The organism is Dyadobacter sp. AC419, assembly GCF_979253085.1.
Window position 1 is genome coordinate 193,766 of sequence record NZ_CEEDCD010000012.1, and the last position, 15,998, is coordinate 209,763.

The 15,998-nt window shown below is 44.8% G+C and carries 16 protein-coding genes, 1 tRNA gene and 1 pseudogene; 6 read left to right on the forward strand and 12 right to left on the reverse strand.

What is annotated here, in order from left to right:
- Positions 1 to 89 precede the first annotated feature (89 nt).
- Complete coding sequence (locus AC0IYG_RS06150; protein WP_471710205.1) at positions 90 to 1,013, reverse strand: sugar phosphate isomerase/epimerase family protein; 924 nt, start codon at positions 1,011 to 1,013, stop codon at positions 90 to 92.
- 27 nt (positions 1,014 to 1,040) lie between these two features.
- Positions 1,041 to 2,051, reverse strand: coding sequence for a cation diffusion facilitator family transporter (locus AC0IYG_RS06155; RefSeq protein ID WP_471710206.1), 1,011 nt, complete (start codon positions 2,049 to 2,051; stop codon positions 1,041 to 1,043).
- Between the two features lie 38 nt (positions 2,052 to 2,089).
- Between AC0IYG_RS06155 and AC0IYG_RS06160 the strand changes: the two genes are divergently transcribed.
- Both AC0IYG_RS06160 and AC0IYG_RS06165 read left to right on the forward strand, forming a co-directional pair.
- The gene (locus AC0IYG_RS06160; protein WP_471710207.1) at positions 2,090 to 2,644 is read left to right on the forward strand and encodes an NUDIX domain-containing protein; all 555 of its coding nucleotides are present in this window, start codon (positions 2,090 to 2,092) and stop codon (positions 2,642 to 2,644) included.
- Between the two features lie 3 nt (positions 2,645 to 2,647).
- The gene (locus tag AC0IYG_RS06165) at positions 2,648 to 3,262 is read left to right on the forward strand and encodes a LysE family translocator (RefSeq protein ID WP_471710208.1); all 615 of its coding nucleotides are present in this window, start codon (positions 2,648 to 2,650) and stop codon (positions 3,260 to 3,262) included.
- On the opposite strand, the pseudogene AC0IYG_RS06170 reads toward AC0IYG_RS06165, so the two are convergent.
- A pseudogene (locus AC0IYG_RS06170) lies at positions 3,259 to 4,835 on the reverse strand (GH3 family acyl-acid amido synthetase). The gene AC0IYG_RS06165 and the pseudogene AC0IYG_RS06170 sit on opposite strands and share 4 nt — an antisense overlap.
- A 15-nt stretch (positions 4,836 to 4,850) precedes the next feature.
- Positions 4,851 to 5,618, reverse strand: a complete 768-nt coding sequence (gene surE / locus AC0IYG_RS06175) for a 5'/3'-nucleotidase SurE (protein ID WP_471710209.1) — start codon at positions 5,616 to 5,618, stop codon at positions 4,851 to 4,853.
- Between the two features lie 123 nt (positions 5,619 to 5,741).
- Between surE and AC0IYG_RS06180 the strand changes: the two genes are divergently transcribed.
- Positions 5,742 to 6,149, forward strand: a complete 408-nt coding sequence (locus tag AC0IYG_RS06180) for a GNAT family N-acetyltransferase (protein ID WP_471710210.1) — start codon at positions 5,742 to 5,744, stop codon at positions 6,147 to 6,149.
- 91 nt (positions 6,150 to 6,240) lie between these two features.
- Here AC0IYG_RS06180 and trhO read toward each other — a convergent pair whose 3' ends face one another.
- Positions 6,241 to 7,230: an oxygen-dependent tRNA uridine(34) hydroxylase TrhO gene (gene trhO, locus AC0IYG_RS06185; RefSeq protein WP_471710211.1), complete on the reverse strand. Its 990-nt coding sequence runs from the start codon at positions 7,228 to 7,230 to the stop codon at positions 6,241 to 6,243.
- Between the two features lie 185 nt (positions 7,231 to 7,415).
- Between trhO and AC0IYG_RS06190 the strand changes: the two genes are divergently transcribed.
- Positions 7,416 to 8,030 (forward strand): deoxynucleoside kinase, encoded by a 615-nt coding sequence (locus AC0IYG_RS06190; protein ID WP_471710338.1) that lies wholly within the window; start codon positions 7,416 to 7,418, stop codon positions 8,028 to 8,030.
- Between the two features lie 5 nt (positions 8,031 to 8,035).
- Here the strand turns inward: AC0IYG_RS06190 and AC0IYG_RS06195 are convergent, their stop codons facing one another.
- Together AC0IYG_RS06195 and AC0IYG_RS06200 are read right to left on the reverse strand one after the other, a co-directional pair.
- A complete protein-coding gene (locus AC0IYG_RS06195) occupies positions 8,036 to 8,497 on the reverse strand; it encodes a hypothetical protein (protein ID WP_471710212.1) in 462 nt (153 codons plus the stop codon).
- 156 nt (positions 8,498 to 8,653) lie between these two features.
- Positions 8,654 to 8,735, reverse strand: a tRNA-Leu gene (locus AC0IYG_RS06200).
- 136 nt (positions 8,736 to 8,871) lie between these two features.
- Here AC0IYG_RS06200 and AC0IYG_RS06205 point away from each other — a divergent pair.
- The gene (locus AC0IYG_RS06205) at positions 8,872 to 9,477 is read left to right on the forward strand and encodes a hypothetical protein (RefSeq protein WP_471710213.1); all 606 of its coding nucleotides are present in this window, start codon (positions 8,872 to 8,874) and stop codon (positions 9,475 to 9,477) included.
- 13 nt (positions 9,478 to 9,490) lie between these two features.
- Entirely contained in the window at positions 9,491 to 9,892 is a 402-nt protein-coding gene (locus AC0IYG_RS06210) for a hypothetical protein (protein WP_471710214.1), read from the forward strand.
- Positions 9,893 to 9,971: 79 nt separating this feature from the next.
- Here AC0IYG_RS06210 and AC0IYG_RS06215 read toward each other — a convergent pair whose 3' ends face one another.
- The 5 genes from AC0IYG_RS06215 to AC0IYG_RS06235 form a co-directional block, all read right to left on the reverse strand.
- Positions 9,972 to 10,355, reverse strand: a complete 384-nt coding sequence (locus AC0IYG_RS06215; protein WP_471710215.1) for a DoxX family protein — start codon at positions 10,353 to 10,355, stop codon at positions 9,972 to 9,974.
- 110 nt (positions 10,356 to 10,465) lie between these two features.
- Positions 10,466 to 11,689, reverse strand: a complete 1,224-nt coding sequence (locus AC0IYG_RS06220; RefSeq protein ID WP_471710216.1) for an RNA polymerase sigma factor — start codon at positions 11,687 to 11,689, stop codon at positions 10,466 to 10,468.
- A 3-nt stretch (positions 11,690 to 11,692) separates the two neighbouring features.
- Entirely contained in the window at positions 11,693 to 12,049 is a 357-nt protein-coding gene (locus AC0IYG_RS06225; protein ID WP_471710217.1) for a YciI family protein, read from the reverse strand.
- Positions 12,050 to 12,274: 225 nt separating this feature from the next.
- Complete coding sequence (locus tag AC0IYG_RS06230; protein ID WP_471710218.1) at positions 12,275 to 14,623, reverse strand: T9SS type A sorting domain-containing protein; 2,349 nt, start codon at positions 14,621 to 14,623, stop codon at positions 12,275 to 12,277.
- Positions 14,569 to 15,960: a hypothetical protein gene (locus AC0IYG_RS06235; RefSeq protein ID WP_471710219.1), complete on the reverse strand. Its 1,392-nt coding sequence runs from the start codon at positions 15,958 to 15,960 to the stop codon at positions 14,569 to 14,571. Before AC0IYG_RS06235 ends, AC0IYG_RS06230 begins: the two co-directional genes overlap by 55 nt.
- Positions 15,961 to 15,998 lie beyond the last annotated feature (38 nt).

Genomic DNA, 15,998 nt, shown 5'->3' on the forward strand with positions numbered 1-15,998 from the left:
CCTTACTTCCCCGGGTCTATCATTAATCCAACAAAAAGAGGACTTCGCATTTGCGAAGTCCTCTTTTTGTTGTGCTAAGTGAAAAAGTTTTAAACCGTCGGTCCAACTCTTTCAAGGAGCGCTTTCGTTGCTTTAATTCCTTCAAATTCAGAAAGCTTGCTTCCTTCATACTCGATTCCGGCAATGCCTTTGAAGCCAGCGTCTTTCACAATTTTCAGGATTTTAGTGTAATCCGTTTCGATGCAATTTCCTTTTTCGTCGAAATCATAGGTTTTAGCACTTACACCTTTTGCAAAAGGCATTAATTCTTCTGTGCCTTGATATCTGTCGTAAGACTCAGAGCAGCCGCCTGCGCTTCTTGTAATGCAGAAGTTGCCGAAATCAGGCAATGTTCCCACATTTTTAAGATTAACCTGCTTCATCACGCCCGACAGCCATTGGCCGTTTGAAGACGATCCGCCGTGATTTTCTACAATTACATTGATGCCCGTTTTAGCAGCAAATTCACCCAGTTTTCCCAATCCTTCCACCGCAGACTTAGCGATTTCTTCAAAACTTCCTTTACCAAATGCATTCACGCGAATGGTTTTGCAACCTAAATATTTCGCTGCTTCAACCCATTTGTAGTGGTTTTCAACTGCTTTATTACGCACCGCAGCGTCCAATTCTCCCAAACCGCCTTCGCCGTCGATCATGATCAGGTGCGCAGTTACTCCGTTGTCTTTTTGTCTTTTGATCAGATCATTCAGATACGTTTTGTCTTCTGCTTTGTCTTTAAAAAACTGGTTTACATATTCTACAATGGAAATGCCGAACTCCTTCTTTGCCAAAGCAGGAAAATCAAGGTTGGTCAGCTCTTTTTTGAAAAGTGCTTTGTGCAGCGACCATTCGGCCAGGGAAATGTCAAACCAAAGTTTTTTGGCAGGATCAGCCATTAAAAGGTCAGAAAAAGCGGTTGCTGCAAATGCAGTGGCACCAGCTTTTTTCAGGAAATCGCGACGGGAAAAGTACATTGTGGTTAGAATTTAGATATATGTTTATTAAGGAATGTGAATTCTTGCTTCGTTATACAGCTTTTCATTTTTGACTAGGCTGCCTGCGTCCCACTCAATGTCTTTGATAAAGTCATGCTGCCGAACGGGACAATCCGATATCCGGCAAAAATAGCAACATTGATACAGGCACGGGTCTGCATGAACGAATATTTCCGTTTCCCCGGTATGACTGTCTTTCAGAATGTTCTCAAAATTATGGATCGTCTCGTGCACTTTTTGGAGTTCCCAATAGTAAGGAAGCGTCAAATGGCAGTCAATGTGCAGGTCTGAGCCGTATTGCTGCACCCGTAAATTATGCACGTCGATCCAGTCGTCCTTCTTGTGCTGTTTCAATGTCTGCACCACTTTTTCCAGCAATACTTCATCACTTGCATCCATTAAGCCAGCGACGGATTTGCTCACAAGCAAAAAGCCGTTATAAGCCAGGAAAACACCGAAAAGCAAAGATGCAACGCTGTCAATCCAAACATAACCCGTAAGCATAATAAGCCCTACGCTTAAAATAAGCACAAGACTGCTGATGCTGTCGGTCATTAAATGGCGACCATCGGCGATCAATGCCAGGGAATTGGCTTTTTTACCCTCGGTTAACAGTTTATAACCAATTGCCGTATTGACCAAAATCGTAAACACAATGAATCCGGATCCTTGCAGCAAGTTTTGAATAGGAGCGGGGTCCATAATCCGCTTCACCGCTTCGATAATGATAAAAAGCGAAGCGATCATGATCAGGGCGCCTTCAAATCCGGCGGAGAAAAACTCTATTTTCCCGTGGCCATAAGGATGGTTCCGGTCCTTCGGCTGGGCGGAAAGGTAAATGCTGTAAAAAGCAAAGCCGCTGGCAATGACATTGATAATGGATTCCAGCGCATCACTCAAAATGGCGTTGGAAGACGTAAGATAATAAGCGAAAAATTTCAAACCCGTCAGCAAAATGCTGGCTACAAAAGACAGCAGTATGAGACGTTGTTTAAGCTTATTTTGGTTTATTTGCATTTGTGAATTGAAATTCAGAGGCCAAAAATACTAAGAAAATGCGGGTTATAACCACAGAAAATAATTGGAAAACACTTTCAACCGAAACTGTCTACGAAAATGCATGGCTGGAACTGAGCCATCGCGATGTGATCAACCCGTCGGGTAATAAAGGCATTTACGGACTGGTTAAATTTAAAAATCAGGCCATTGGCGTGCTTCCGCTTGATGCCGAGGGCAACATATATTTAGTCGGTCAGTTTCGTTATGCGATTGATGAATATTCCTGGGAAATTCCCGAAGGTGGCGGTGCATTGAATGCCGATCCGCTGGATGCCGCAAAACGGGAACTGAAAGAAGAAACAGGCCTTATCGCCAATAAATGGACCAAGCTTGCTCGGATCCACACTTCAAATTCAGCCACCAACGAAGAAGGATTCCTGTTTATAGCCGAAGAGCTGACGCAGGAAGATGCTGAGCCGGAGGATACGGAAGATCTGCAAGTGCGAAAAGTGTCTTTGCAAGAGGCAGTTGACATGTGTATGCGTTCTGAAATTACTGATTCGCTGTCCGTATGCGCCATTTTAATGACCGCCAGACTGAAGGTAATCTGATCTATGCTTGAGTCTCTTTTTTATGGCACGCTTACGGGCATAGCATTATGCCTTACTTTCGGGACCGTCTTTTTTTCATTGGTTCAAAACAGCGTTGACAATGGCTACAAAACAGGCATTAAGATTGCCCTCGGCGTTTTTGTATGCGACATTATCTTTGTTTTCTTCGCGATCTTCGGAACGGCGCTGTTGCCGGACATTCCTGATTTCAAAAAGTGGATGGCGGGAACAGGCGTTGTATTCCTCATTATTTTAGGCCTTACAAATCTGATCAAAGGCCAGCCTAAAATCGCTTATCCGAAGACGAGTCTGGGGAATCTGGTTTATTATTTCACGACCGGCTTTCTGTTGAATGGCCTCAATCCCGTGAATTTTATAAGCTGGGTGACGATTGCATCCTACATCCGGACCAACCTCCATTATAATTATAATCAGGTGCTTATGTTCTTCGGAGCGAGTGTGATTGCGGTTTTTTTGGTAGAATGCGGCATTGCAATATTTGCGCACAAGCTCAAACGCGTGTTTACGCCGAAGGTTGTCACGATATTTAACAAAGTGACAGGCGTTGTTTTTATTCTCATCGCCTGCCAGATTGCTTATGTCAATTTCCTGAGCTAAGCCGATGGAGCAGCTTGCACATAACCGTTTTTCTCTAAAAAACCCGTCCAGTCGTCTATAAGGAAGTTTTTAAACACGCGCGGAAACTTATGCTGGCCACCCATTTTTCCTTTTGATTCCATCCAGCCGTAAAATGCTTTGTTTGGCAAAACGGTCACAAACACTTCCTTTAATGCATGGCGCCGCTCGACTGCGTAGTCATCATTAAGCTCGGCAAGTTTTGCATCAAGCTTCGCTTTTAATTCGGCTTCGTCCACATTCTGCTCATCGACGCCCACATACCAATGATGCGCAAACATGGAACCATATTCCACACCGGAAACAGTGAACTCCTTGATCGTCAATCCCATTTCATCGGAAACCAGATCAATGGCCTTGTTCATATTATCAACCGAAAGGTGTTCGCCGCAAAGGCTGAGATAATGTTTGGTCCGGCCGGTTATGGCAATTTCGCCTTTTGCTTTATCAATAAACTTTACCGTGTCGCCAATAAGATAACGCCATGATCCCGCGCAGGTTGAAAGCAGCAATGCATATTCTTTTCCTTCCTCAACCTGATCCACCATCAATGTTTCCGGATTGGCCTGCAATGTGCCGTCCGAGTCGAAATTTTGTTCATTAAAAGGAATGAATTCGAAGAAAATGCCATTGTCACAAACCAGCTCCATGCCTTGCGCACCGGGGCGGGTTTGATAAGCAATAAAACCTTCGGAAGCGAGATATGTATTAATGTAAATAAGCGGCCGCGCGAGCAGCTTTTCAAATCCTTTTCTATAAGGCTCAAATGATACGCCGCCATGTGCAAAAACCTGCAAATTGGGCCAGATATCATGAATGGTGTTGACTTTGTAATGGGCAATGATCTTTTCCATCAAAAGCTGTATCCACGCCGGAACGCCCACGATGAAACCAATGTCCCATTCGTGCGCCTGCTTTGTGATCTCTTCCAGTTTCAGTCCCCAATCCTTTTGTGCAGCAATTTTTTCGCCCGGTTTGTAATAAGGACGGAACCAGTAAGGGATCTGTTTCGCCGTTATCCCGCTCAGATCGCCTTCAAAATGTTTGTCCTGATTATTGAGATTTGTGCTGCCTCCAAGCATTAAGAAGCCTTTTTCATACAAATCGTTTGGTAAATCCTTATAATGTCCGAGCGAGAGTATCTGTCTGATGCTCGTCTTTTGAATCGCGCGCGACATCGCCTTCGTAACCGGAATATGCTTGGTTGCCGCCTCCGAAGTTCCGGAGCTCAGCGCATAATATTTGATCTGCCCTGGCCAGCAAATGTCCTTTTCACCTTCAAGCGAACGGTGCCACCATTCATTAAATATTTTATTGTAATCGTAAACGGGAACTGTCTGCTTATAAAGCTCATAAAATGCGCCTTTTTCGCCAAAAAGAATGGAAGAAAGCAGCTCATCAAAATTATATTTCTCTCCAAATTCCGTGTAACGGGCCTTGGCCAGAAGCTTCGCCAAAGTCTTTTTTTGCTGGATGTGAAGGCTTGCTTTTCTACGGTTAGCAACAATGTTGCTGATATGAATTCCTTTTTTAACAAACTTCCTACTAATGCCATAGCTGAATTTTAAAATTATAAATCCCAGGTCGAAAGCTGCTTAACTGCCTCATACGCTGTCAGATCATATTGACACGGGACAACCGAGATATAATTATTGTCGAGTGCCCAGACGTCGGTGTCCTCTTTTTCTGTATCAAAATTGACAAAGTTTCCTGCCATCCAAAGATAACCGCGGCCATTCGGATCCACGCGATAATCAAATTTTTCCTGCCATTTCGCATGCGCCTGTCTGCACACTTTAACGCCCTTTAATGGCAGATCCGATTTTTCCGGAATGTTAACATTCAATGCGATGCCATTCGGAATTCCGTTTTTCAAAGCTTCTTCTGTTATGGACTTGATAAACGGGATAGCATGGTCAAAATCAGCATCTTCCCGAAAATCAGTCAGTGAAAATCCGATGGCCGGAATTCCCTCAATTGCGGCCTCAATGGCTGCGGACATGGTTCCCGAGTAAAGCACGCTGATCGAGCTGTTGCTTCCGTGATTGATCCCACTCACTACGAGATCCGGCTTGCGGTCTTGCAACACGTAATTTTTCGCCAGTTTCACACAGTCAGCCGGCGTTCCCGAGCATTCGTATTCAACAATTCCTTCAAAAATATGGGTGGCGTAAAGCCTCAACGGTTCTCCAATGGTGATCGCATGTCCCATTCCGGATTGCGGGCTGTTGGGAGCAACTACGATTACTTCTCCAAGGGTTTGCATGATTTCTACCAGGGTGCGAATCCCTTTTGACGTAATCCCGTCGTCGTTTGTAACTAAAATAAGGGGTTTCATACATTTCTACTTATCGGCGTGCGTGATTGGATCGTTGAAGGTCTGTTCGTGCCGGTGAAGTAATATGGTTTTTAGGTTGAAAAAAGATTTCTTTGCGATCGTAAAGTGCCAAAATTAAGCAATATGCCATCATTCTCAACAAAGCATGCCACGGTGGAAGACATTCCGGTGATCATTGGAATACAGGAAAAAACCTGGGAACCGACTTACAGAGACATACTTACGAAAGAGCAAATTGATTATATGTTTGAAAAAATATATTCTCCAGATTCCCTGAAAAATCAGTTTACCAAAGAGCAGCATCATTTCTTGATCTTGCTGAATGACGGTGTTCCGGAGGGCTTTTCGTCGGTTTCTGAGGACGAGCCGGAAAAGTTTAAGTTACATAAAATATATGTACTTCCGTCAACGCAAGGAACGGGTGCGGGTAAATTCCTGCTTGCCGAAACGGAGCGTTATGTCAAAACGGCCGGTGGAAAAAAGTTATTGCTCAATGTAAATCGCTACAATAAAGCCAGGACTTTTTTATGAAAAAATGGGATTTGTGACCATTGGCCAAAAGGACATCCCGATCGGGCCTTACTGGATGAACGACTTCATTCTGGAAAAAGAACTGAGCTGATTATTGCACCTGCTCAGTTCTTTGCGCCAGTTTCATCTTTTTAAGATTTTTCTTCTGACTTTTCAATCCCTGCAAAGGATGATAATGGTTGCTGTTGCTCACATAGTAACCCGTGCCGTCATAGGTGCGCTTATCCGGATGCGCCTTGCATTCGGGTGAGCAGGCACCTTCCATTTCTTCACCACATTTGTGGCAAACCGGCACGTGCGTGTTGCATTCCGCATTCGCACAGTTGATCATGCGGTCGCAGGGTTCGTCACATATATAGCACCTTGAAATCACAGTTGGATTTACTTTGTTAACTTCCACAGCAATGCGGTTGTCGAAAACGTAGCATTTGCCATCGAAATTCTCACCGCCTTCTTCCAGGCCATAGCGGATAATGCCGCCGTGCAATTGATAAACATCCTGAAAACCTTGTTCGAGCAAATATGCGCTTGCTTTTTCGCACTTAATGCCGCCGGTGCAATAGGTTACGATCTTTTTGTTTTTCAAATGCTCGATCTCGTGAATGTGCTCGGGAAGCTCACGCAGGTTGTGCATATCGAATGTGATTGCGCCTTTGAATTTGCCCAGCTCATGCTCATAATCAGAACGCATATCCACCAGAACCACGTCCGGATCATTAATGATCTGTTTAAATTCAGCCGGTTCCAAATGCTTTCCGGTGCGAACGAGGGGGTCAACGCCGAGATCAGAATTTACGATTTCGTCTTTAACACGCACATGCAATTTTTGAAATGCGATCTTGTCATGCGCTTCCACCTTAAACTGCACATCCTTAAATCTCGGATCGGACCGAACATAATTCATATAAGCCTCGCAATTCTCCGGCGTTCCTGAAACAGTCCCGTTCAAACCCTCGGGGGCAATGATAATGCGGCCAAGCAAATTGTGCTGAACACAGAATAAATGGTGCTCGTCACGGTAAGTTTCCGTGTCGGCAATTGGCGCATAGTAATAATATAAAATAACCTGAAAAGGCTTCATTTCTGCAAAATTTAATGGATTCCAAAGAGAAAAGAGGTTATTTCACGCAGCGCTTTTCTCCAAATCAGGTGCAAATATACGAAGAACGAGAGTTTAACGAAAATCGAAAAAATGCACTTTTTCCGGTCGCGAGTATTGGGGCGAATTCTATATTTTTACGGCAGACATTCCTAATCATCATTTCCATGCACATAGCGATCATTGGCAACATCGGCGCCGGCAAAACCACATTAACACAAATGCTAGGCGACTATTTCAAATGGGACGTCATGTATGAAGCGGTTGAAGGGAATCCATATCTTTCTGATTTTTACCAGGATATGGAACGGTGGGCTTTTAATCTGCAAATTTTCTTCCTTAATAACCGTTTCGCGCAAGTGCAGAAGATCCGTGAAACGACTTATGCGACCATTATCCAGGACCGGACGATTTATGAAGACGCATTCATTTTTGCCAGAAATCTGCATGAATCCGGTGTCATGACGGAGCGCGATTACCAGACTTATCTGCTGCTTTTCGAATCCATTATCCGCACCGTTTCGCAGCCCGATCTGCTCATTTACCTCAAAGCAGACATTCCGAAGCTTGTTTCTCAGATCAAAAAACGTGGAAGGGATTTTGAAGCAGACATTTCAATTGATTATCTGGCGAGCCTAAACCGCTATTACGAAGATTTTGTGAAGCATTACGATCACGGAAAGATCATTGAAATTGACGTTAATCAAATGGATTTCGCTTCAAACCCGAAGGATTTCGAATTCATCGTTTCCAAGTTGAACAAGGAGCTGTTTTATATCTGATTTGCTCAAAGCACGCATGCTAATGCTTTGTTAAGCAGCACATTGGCCTTGCTTCCGAATGTGTAGATCTTGCGTTCCTCCGGTAAGATCACCTCAATTTTGAGTGTCTCCCGCATATTCTCCAATTCCTCGGGCGTTACAGGCGACGAGAGCATGAAGGATTTGTTCCAGAAGTTGCGATCAGAAGTGGTTGTGTAGAGAGAGAATGTGCTTTTTTTGGTCGTAAAGCGAATTTCCGTGAACATTTGCACATGGAAGATGAGCTGGACATTCTCATTGTGATAGGTGAAAATTTTCTCTGCGCCGGTGCGGGAAAAGGACAGGAATTCTTTCTTGCCAACGAGCTGGACAATTTGATAATATTCTTTCTTATTGGTGGCGCGGCTTACCTTTTCCAGACATTGCGCTTGGGAAACAAGCTGGCAAGCAAGAATAAGCACAACTCCAAGCAGCGCAATCGATTTCATGCAGTGTAGTCCTTCAAGCTTTAAGAAAATCAGGGGTCAGTCAATTTATTGCTAAATATAGACTAATTTTTCAATTCGATGTAACCGAAATAATCCAGAAGGGACTTAAAAGCAACAACCATAAAAAAACCTGCACTGATAATCAGCGCAGGTCTGTGACCAGGAGGAGAGTCGAACTCCCATACCCGAAGGCACTACCCCCTCAAAGTAGCGTGTCTACCAATTCCACCACCTGGCCGAGGATTTTGCAAAAGTACAATTTTAATAATACGCCGCAAGGCCGCCGAAATCTTTTTGACAAACATTATTTCGGCTTATTTAACTTCTGATTACTACTTTTGACAACTGTTAAAACATAATCCTGTTACCAGAAGATGAAAAAAGTTGATGTTAATGTCATCTATTACGGAAAGCCGTATCAAACGATCATATCCATTTTATCCTTGCTTAAAGTCAGTGGACAATACATCAATTCTATTTTTATAACTGTTGAAGACAAGCAGCCTTTTGGACATTACGGCGATGTATATAAGGTGATTAAGGCCATCAGTCCCATCATTCCCATTGACCTTTATTATCCGAAATCTTTCTATAATCTGGAAATTCTGGATTACGATCGCGTGAAAAACAATCAGGATTATCGCTGGTCTATTCCTTATCAATATGCATTGGAGCACACCAAAATGAAGTGGCTTTTTATCATGCATAATGACATGGTTTTCCACCGCGATATGATCGGCGATATGATGCCTTCTTTTGAAGCGGACGCGGAAATGGCGGGCACCGGTTCCATCGGACAGTGCTGGTCGTGCCCGGCAAACAAGGCACAGCTCTGCGGAGGGCACGTTTTTATGAAATACATTCCGAGTGCGGAGGAAGCGATCGCCGTGCATGAGCAATACGAAACGCCGAGGCAAAAGCGCGATCTGGAAATTTTAAGATCCGGGCGCATTCACCCGCTTCCCCGAGTGCCGGCTTAACGAATATGCCTGCATGATCAACATTGACACCTATCGCAAAACCACGTTGCCATTCGGGGGTAATGGCTGCTTCGGCGGAAACTGGGAATTTACTGCGGATTTGGGCACGGGATGGTTTCATCAAATGGTTAACCAGGGGCATAAGTTCAAACATTTTGTTTTGGAAGATTACGCAAAGCATTCGTCTTTCAACCCGATCGGGCAGGGGATTATGGCTTATTCTAATCAGGATAACTATTTGCTGAGCGAGAAAAATGCATTGCAATATCTGATCGCCAATTACCAGACAGATGCATCGCTGGACTTCAAAACTTCCGTAAGTGCGGGACTTCGCGAGCGCAAATATCGGCTTCGTGATTTGAGAAGAAGCGTCATTCCAACTGCAAAGCGAATCGTCAAGAAGATCATTCGCTAATTGATCATCACCATTTATAGGTTAAAAAAATAGAAAGGCGAGCGCCTTTCTACTTTTTTTTGCGACAATGCGTTTTTAATCAATAGGCATGTCTGTGTTCAGCTGCTTGTAATTTGTGGTAAGTCACGTATGAAACCATCAGCACGGCGAGCACGATCAATGGAAAAATCGATCCGAAGCCGAAGCCGTCGACAACAGTTGTGCTGATGCTCGCGCAAAGGAAATCAAAGACAAAACCGGCATAAGCCCATTCTTTCAGTCTCGCGGGAACTTGCGGCAGGATAAGCGCCAGTGAACCTGCTACTTTAAATGCGGTGATCATGGGCCCGAAATAATCGGGGTAACCCAAGTGTCTGATGCCTTCAAGGGCCATTTCTGTTTGTGAGGTAAGTGCGGGCATAACGCCTTCAAAAAGGAAAATAAGCGTTGTAGAGATCCAGAAGATGATGCGGGTCGTTTTCATGATGTTTTTGTTTAGTGATCAGGTTGTTCTTGTTAATACAAAACTATCAATGAAACCAGAAAGCAATGCTGTGTAAATATGACGAATAGGAGGGTGCTTTGCGCCAAAATTCAGGTTAGCATTCGTTTTCGGATCACATTTCTGTCCGCGTCGGTCTTGGCGACGGACATTGCATTCAAAAAATGCTGCTGCGATTTTTGGAGATTCAGTCCTTCATAAAGCTCACCCAGCAGCGTGTGATAAAACTGATTTTCCTGCAAATCCAGTCTTTCCGCTTCCCGGATTGCAGCCAACTTTCCTCTTGCTTTTCCAAGCGCATAAGCACGGTTCAGCGCAGCAATCGGTGAAAATTCGATAGACAAAAGCTGATCGTAAAGCGTTACAATTTTCTCCCACTTTTCTTGATTATCGATGCGCTGCGTATGCCATGCGGCAATGCCTGCTTCGAGATGATATTTGGAAATCTGATCACCGGACGCTGCCATTTTAAGGAAATAACCGCCTTTGCTGATCAAGTCCTGGTTCCAGAGATCCGGATCCTGGTCGCCATACAAAACCAGGACTCCTCCGCTGCTGATCCGCGCATCGTAACGCGAGGCGTGGAAGCGCATTAGCGCCAACAATGCATTGACCTGCGGCTGATTGGTCGAAGCATTTTCAACGAGCATTGTGCAAAGCCGCATGGCTTCAAAGCAAAGCTCTTTTCGCAAGGTAACGTTTTGATTGACTGAATAATAACCTTCATTAAAAAGCAAGTAAATGGTTTTTAAAACCTGATCCAGCCTTTGGTCAATCTCAGCCGGTGCGGGCAATTCGATCCTGATTTTTTCCTCGCGCAGCCTTTCTTTTGCCCTTAATAGCCTTTTGTTAATGGTTTCCTTGTTGGTTACAAAAGCAGTCGCAATTTCGTCTATGCCAAAGCCGCAAAGAATCCGCAGCGACAAACCGATTTGCGACTCGCGCGAAATGGCTGGATGGCAGATCGCAAACATCATTTGAAGCTGGCTGTCAACAATGTTTTGAACAGAAAGATCTAATTCAAAATCCTCGGAAACAGCACTGCTTGATTCCAGTGCCGGCCACACTTTTTCCCTGAAAATAGCATCGCGGTGCAAGTGATTTTTTGCATTGTTTTTGGCTGTATTGTAAAGCCATCCCACCGGGTTCGGCGGGAGGCCTTCCAATCCCCAGGCTTGCATTGCAGCCCGGAACGTCTCACTTGCAATGTCCTCCGCAACCTCTATTTCCCGAAAACCAAAACGCCTGCAAAGCACGGAAACAATCTTTCGATATTCCGTTCTGAACAAATGCGGGATGATTGCTGCGTGCTCCAAAGCTTAATTATTTTCGTGGACAGAAATGATTTTCCGCACTTCCACGCTGTTGCCTTCGCCTGCCAAAATGGGGCAGCCTTGCGCCATGCTGACGGCGTCGTCAAAGCTCTCAGCCTTGATGATAATGAACCCGGCAATCGATTCTTTAATCTCTACAAACGGGCCGTCCGTCATAACATTATTGGGCTTCAAAACCTTGCCTTCAACGGACAGACCTTTGCCACCAATGAACTTGTCCTGCGCCGTAATGGTGTCAATCCAGTCATGATATTGCTTCATATATTCCTGCATTTGCTCGGGCGACGGCTGCGCGGCTTTGGTTAGCAGATCAAGGCGCATGAAAACGATGTACTCTTCCATAATTTTGTTTTTTAATAAAGAGATTGATTTAACATTTATATCTGCATGACAATTGACATTTAGCCGATTGGACATATTCAATTCAATATTTTTTTCAAAACATTGAATTGAATGTGCTGTCAAGTGATTAACCGTTCAATGTTCTTAATGAAAAACCCACTGCACTGACAGCATAAAAAAAGGGCTGCAACATATGTCGCAGCCCTTTAACCAACTATTCAACTGTTATCTCATTTTGAAAAATCTCAGGTTCATTTCCTGATCTCCGTAATAGACTTTGAGGAAGTAATGTCCGTCACCAAGTCCGTTTACATTAAGCGGTATTTTATTTTTACCAGCCGCAATGTCGGTTTGGATTGAATTCACTTTCACACCGGTCATGCTGTAAGTCTCGATCTTTCCTTTGCCAGCTATTTTTGAAACAAATTCAATGTTGACAAAATCTCTAACCGGGTTAGGCGCAACGACCGTTTTGCTGATGGCCTCGTAACGCACGTTGATAATGCGGCTTGTCAGGAACGTGCCGTCTTCGTCAATCATTTTCAGCTGGTAATAATTGTTGCCGAAAATCGGTGTTGCATCCAGGAATTTGTATTCACCCAGTCGCTTATCAGACAATGGCAATTCACCGATCACGGAAGCATTTTTCATCTCGCTATCGTAACGCAGAACCTCGAATCCTTTGCCGTCTTTTTCGTCAGCAACATTCCATGAAAGTTCTACACCATTGTCAGTAGGCGTCGCATCAAATCTTGAGATATGGATCGGCAGCGGATTTCCAACTCTGAACGACATGGTCTGAACCGTCGACGTGCAGGAAGCGCCTTCGATAGCCAGCACGTAATCGCCGTCAGGAATGGAAGCAAAAGTGATTTTTGGACGGTCACTTTGAAGGTTTACACGCGCTGAACGCATCATGTTGTTTCCTTTCATGATTTTCCAATCGATGCTCGCAACGTTTTCTCCGTGGAAGTTGAAAGTAAGCTCCGTATTTTTCGGGTCAGTGATCGCTTTCAGGTTAGGACCCAATGCGCATGGAACGCGGGTGTCTGTGGTGGTAACTTCGAATGATCTTGAACTAACCGAAGAAACGCAGTCGCCGCCTTCAATTTCGAGCGAATAAGTCCCGGTCGCAAGTCCAGCAAATGTGATTGAAGCAGAATTTGAACGCAGAGCGCCGGTTTTCCCATTGGCAACTGTTGTGCTGCCTTGCTTAATTCTCCAAGTTAATGTTGAAACGCCTGATCCGTTGAAATCAACAGTTAATCCAGTTGCAGAAACATTCTTAACGCTTGAAATGGTCGGTCCGCTTGTGCAATTTGGCACGGCAGTTGTAAAGCTTTTCGAGCTAACCGTTGAAATACAGTCACCACCTTCAATTTCCAATGTATAACCGCCTGGCGCGATAGATTCAAAGGAGATGTTAACAATGGCCGAAGTCAATGCAGGCGTTTTGCCAGAGCGAACAACCGTGTCGCCTGATTTTACTCTCCATGTAATGTTTGGAACACCGTTTCCATCAAATTGGAAGCGCAGACCAGTTTGTGAAACATTTGTTACAAATAACAATGTCGGACCAGCTAAACAGTTTGCGTTTGTCACGTTGAATGTAGAAGTGCTAACCGAAGAAACGCAGTCTCCACCTTCAATTTCCAATGTGTAAGCGCCTACAACCAATGTTCCGAATGTGATCGATGCAGAGTTAGAGCTCAGAGCGCCAGTTTTGCCATTTGCCACCGTTGTCGAACCTTGTTTGATTCTCCAAGTTAATGTTGAAACACCTGATCCGTTAAAGTCAACTGTTAAACCCGTTGCAGAAACATTTCTAACGCTTGAAATGGTCGGCCCGCTTGTGCAATTAGGCACTGCGGTTGTAAAGCTTTTTGAGCTAACAGTTGAAATACAATCGCCACCCTCAATCTCCAAAGTGTAACCTCCCGGTGCGATAGATTCGAATGTGATGTTGACAATGGCCGAAGTCAATGCCGGCGTTTTGCCAGAGCGCACAACCGCGTCGCCTGATTTTACTCTCCATGTAATGTTTGGAACGCCGTTTCCGTCGAATTGGAAGCGCAGGCCAGTTTGTGAAATATTGGTTACCGAAACAATCGTTGGGCCAGAAAGGCAGTTTGCATTGGTAATATTGAATGTAGAACTGCTAACCGAAGAAACACAATCACCACCTTCAATTTCCAATGTGTAAGCGCCAACAACCAATGTGCCGAATGTGATCGAAGCAGAGTTTGAGCTCAAAGCGCCGGTTTTGCCATTCGCAACCGTTGTGCTGCCTTGTTTTACCCGCCAAGTTAATGTTGAAACACCAGATCCGTTGAAATCGACTGTTAAACCCGTTGCCGAGACATTCTTGATGCTCGAAATGGTTGGGCCGCCCGGGCAGTCGGTCTGCTGGGTTGCAAAAGTTTTTGAGCTAACTGATGAGATACAATCGCCACCTTCAATTTCCAAAGTATAAGTTCCGCCAGGTAATTGGGCGAAAGAAATGTCGACCAGTGAAGAGGTTAATCCAGGCGTTTGCCGGAACGAACAATGTTGCCACCCGATTTTACTCTCCATGTGATGTTAGGAACACCGTTTCCGTCAAATTGAAAACGCAGGCCTGTTGAGGTGATGTTAGAAATGTTGCCAAGAGTCGGTCCGCCAGGGCAAGTTCCTGGGGTAATGCTGAAATTAGAAGTGCTCACCGAAGAAGAACAGTCGCCGCCTTCGACTTCAAGTGCGTAAGAGCCAACGCCCAGAAGTCCGAACGAAATGTTAGCAGAATTGGAATTCAGATTTGCCGTTTTTCCATTTGCAACCACATTACCGTTCAGTTTTATACGCCATGTCAAGTTAGGAACACCCGAACCGTTAAAATCAACAGTAAGGCCGGTCGGAGAAACGTTGCGGACATTTGAAATGCTTGGTCCGCCAGGGCAGTTAGGCTGCGAAACAGAGAATGTTTTTGAGCTCACCGAAGAAGCGCAGTCGCCACCTTCGATCTCCAATGTGTAATTTCCAGCTGATAATGTCGAGTAAGAAATGTCTACATCAGAGCCACCCAAATTTCCTGTTTTACCGGAACGAACCACGGTTGAGCCGGATTTGATCCGCCAGTCAATGTTGGGAACACCGCTGCCTGTAAAGCCAAAACGCAATCCTGTTTGTGAAATGTTGCTGATGTTGCCTAACGTCGGGCCGCCCGGGCAATTTGGCTCAGGATCGATAACTGAATCAGGGTTTTTGGGAAGTTCATTCCAAAAACAGCTCTGAACTTCGTAGTAACTCAGGTTAAAACCCATATTAGGGTTCATAAAGCTTCCGAACTCACCCTCAATGGTTTGACGGATCAAACCCATTGAAATCGCATCTCTGCTGTATGTGTTCGTTTCGCGGTGGAAATTCACGCGCAGTAAGCCATCCTTAATGATCGCATATTGGAAAGTCCGCACGCCATCGCCGCCCATGTAAGTTCCCAGCTGCAATCCGTCGGTGATGGGTTTGCCGTTACAAGGGATCATGTTGCCTTGCTGGCGTCCCAGATAGTTATTGCCCATGGTGCTTGGGTCAATAGAATTCACGCATTTGTTAACAATGTAGTTTCCTTCGGTGTTGTTAGGAAACCTGTTGTTATCCATGTGTAGAAGGATGGCCGTGTTATCAAAAGCCTCAAATTTTCGGCTCTGGTCCGGGTTGCCATCCCAGCGGATGTAGATCCTGTTTTGGTTGATAATTGTGTAAACCGGTCTGCCGCCAACGTTTCCGAGCAACTCATCGTGCGTCCAGGTTCTTCCACCGCAGTTCACCTGCGTTGCTACAGCAAACTGATTCTTTTGCAACTCGTCATCTGGGGTCGCTGCCACCATAAGGCCCAGCAACCCGCACGCATACACTAGCTTCTGTAAAAATTTCATCAATGTTGATCAGGTAAAAATGTTGAAGAATTAAATTA

Excerpts from the sequence above, each read along its gene's own strand:
- AC0IYG_RS06195 (WP_471710212.1), bottom strand. The coding sequence starts at position 8,497 with ATGAAATCGATTGCGCTGCTTGGAGTTGTGCTTATTCTTGCTTGCCAG.
- AC0IYG_RS06230 (WP_471710218.1), bottom strand. The coding sequence starts at position 14,623 with ATGGAGAGTAAAATCGGGTGGCAACATTGTTCGTTCCGGCAAACGCCT.
- AC0IYG_RS06155 (WP_471710206.1), bottom strand. The coding sequence starts at position 2,051 with ATGCAAATAAACCAAAATAAGCTTAAACAACGTCTCATACTGCTGTCT.
- AC0IYG_RS06150 (WP_471710205.1), bottom strand. The coding sequence starts at position 1,013 with ATGTACTTTTCCCGTCGCGATTTCCTGAAAAAAGCTGGTGCCACTGCA.
- AC0IYG_RS06180 (WP_471710210.1), top strand. The coding sequence starts at position 5,742 with ATGCCATCATTCTCAACAAAGCATGCCACGGTGGAAGACATTCCGGTG.
- AC0IYG_RS06160 (WP_471710207.1), top strand. The coding sequence starts at position 2,090 with ATGCGGGTTATAACCACAGAAAATAATTGGAAAACACTTTCAACCGAA.
- AC0IYG_RS06165 (WP_471710208.1), top strand. The coding sequence starts at position 2,648 with ATGCTTGAGTCTCTTTTTTATGGCACGCTTACGGGCATAGCATTATGC.
- AC0IYG_RS06215 (WP_471710215.1), bottom strand. The coding sequence starts at position 10,355 with ATGAAAACGACCCGCATCATCTTCTGGATCTCTACAACGCTTATTTTC.
- trhO (WP_471710211.1), bottom strand. The coding sequence starts at position 7,230 with ATGAAGCCTTTTCAGGTTATTTTATATTATTACTATGCGCCAATTGCC.
- surE (WP_471710209.1), bottom strand. The coding sequence starts at position 5,618 with ATGAAACCCCTTATTTTAGTTACAAACGACGACGGGATTACGTCAAAA.
- AC0IYG_RS06235 (WP_471710219.1), bottom strand. The coding sequence starts at position 15,960 with ATGAAATTTTTACAGAAGCTAGTGTATGCGTGCGGGTTGCTGGGCCTT.
- AC0IYG_RS06205 (WP_471710213.1), top strand. The coding sequence starts at position 8,872 with ATGAAAAAAGTTGATGTTAATGTCATCTATTACGGAAAGCCGTATCAA.
- AC0IYG_RS06210 (WP_471710214.1), top strand. The coding sequence starts at position 9,491 with ATGATCAACATTGACACCTATCGCAAAACCACGTTGCCATTCGGGGGT.
- AC0IYG_RS06225 (WP_471710217.1), bottom strand. The coding sequence starts at position 12,049 with ATGGAAGAGTACATCGTTTTCATGCGCCTTGATCTGCTAACCAAAGCC.
- AC0IYG_RS06190 (WP_471710338.1), top strand. The coding sequence starts at position 7,416 with ATGCACATAGCGATCATTGGCAACATCGGCGCCGGCAAAACCACATTA.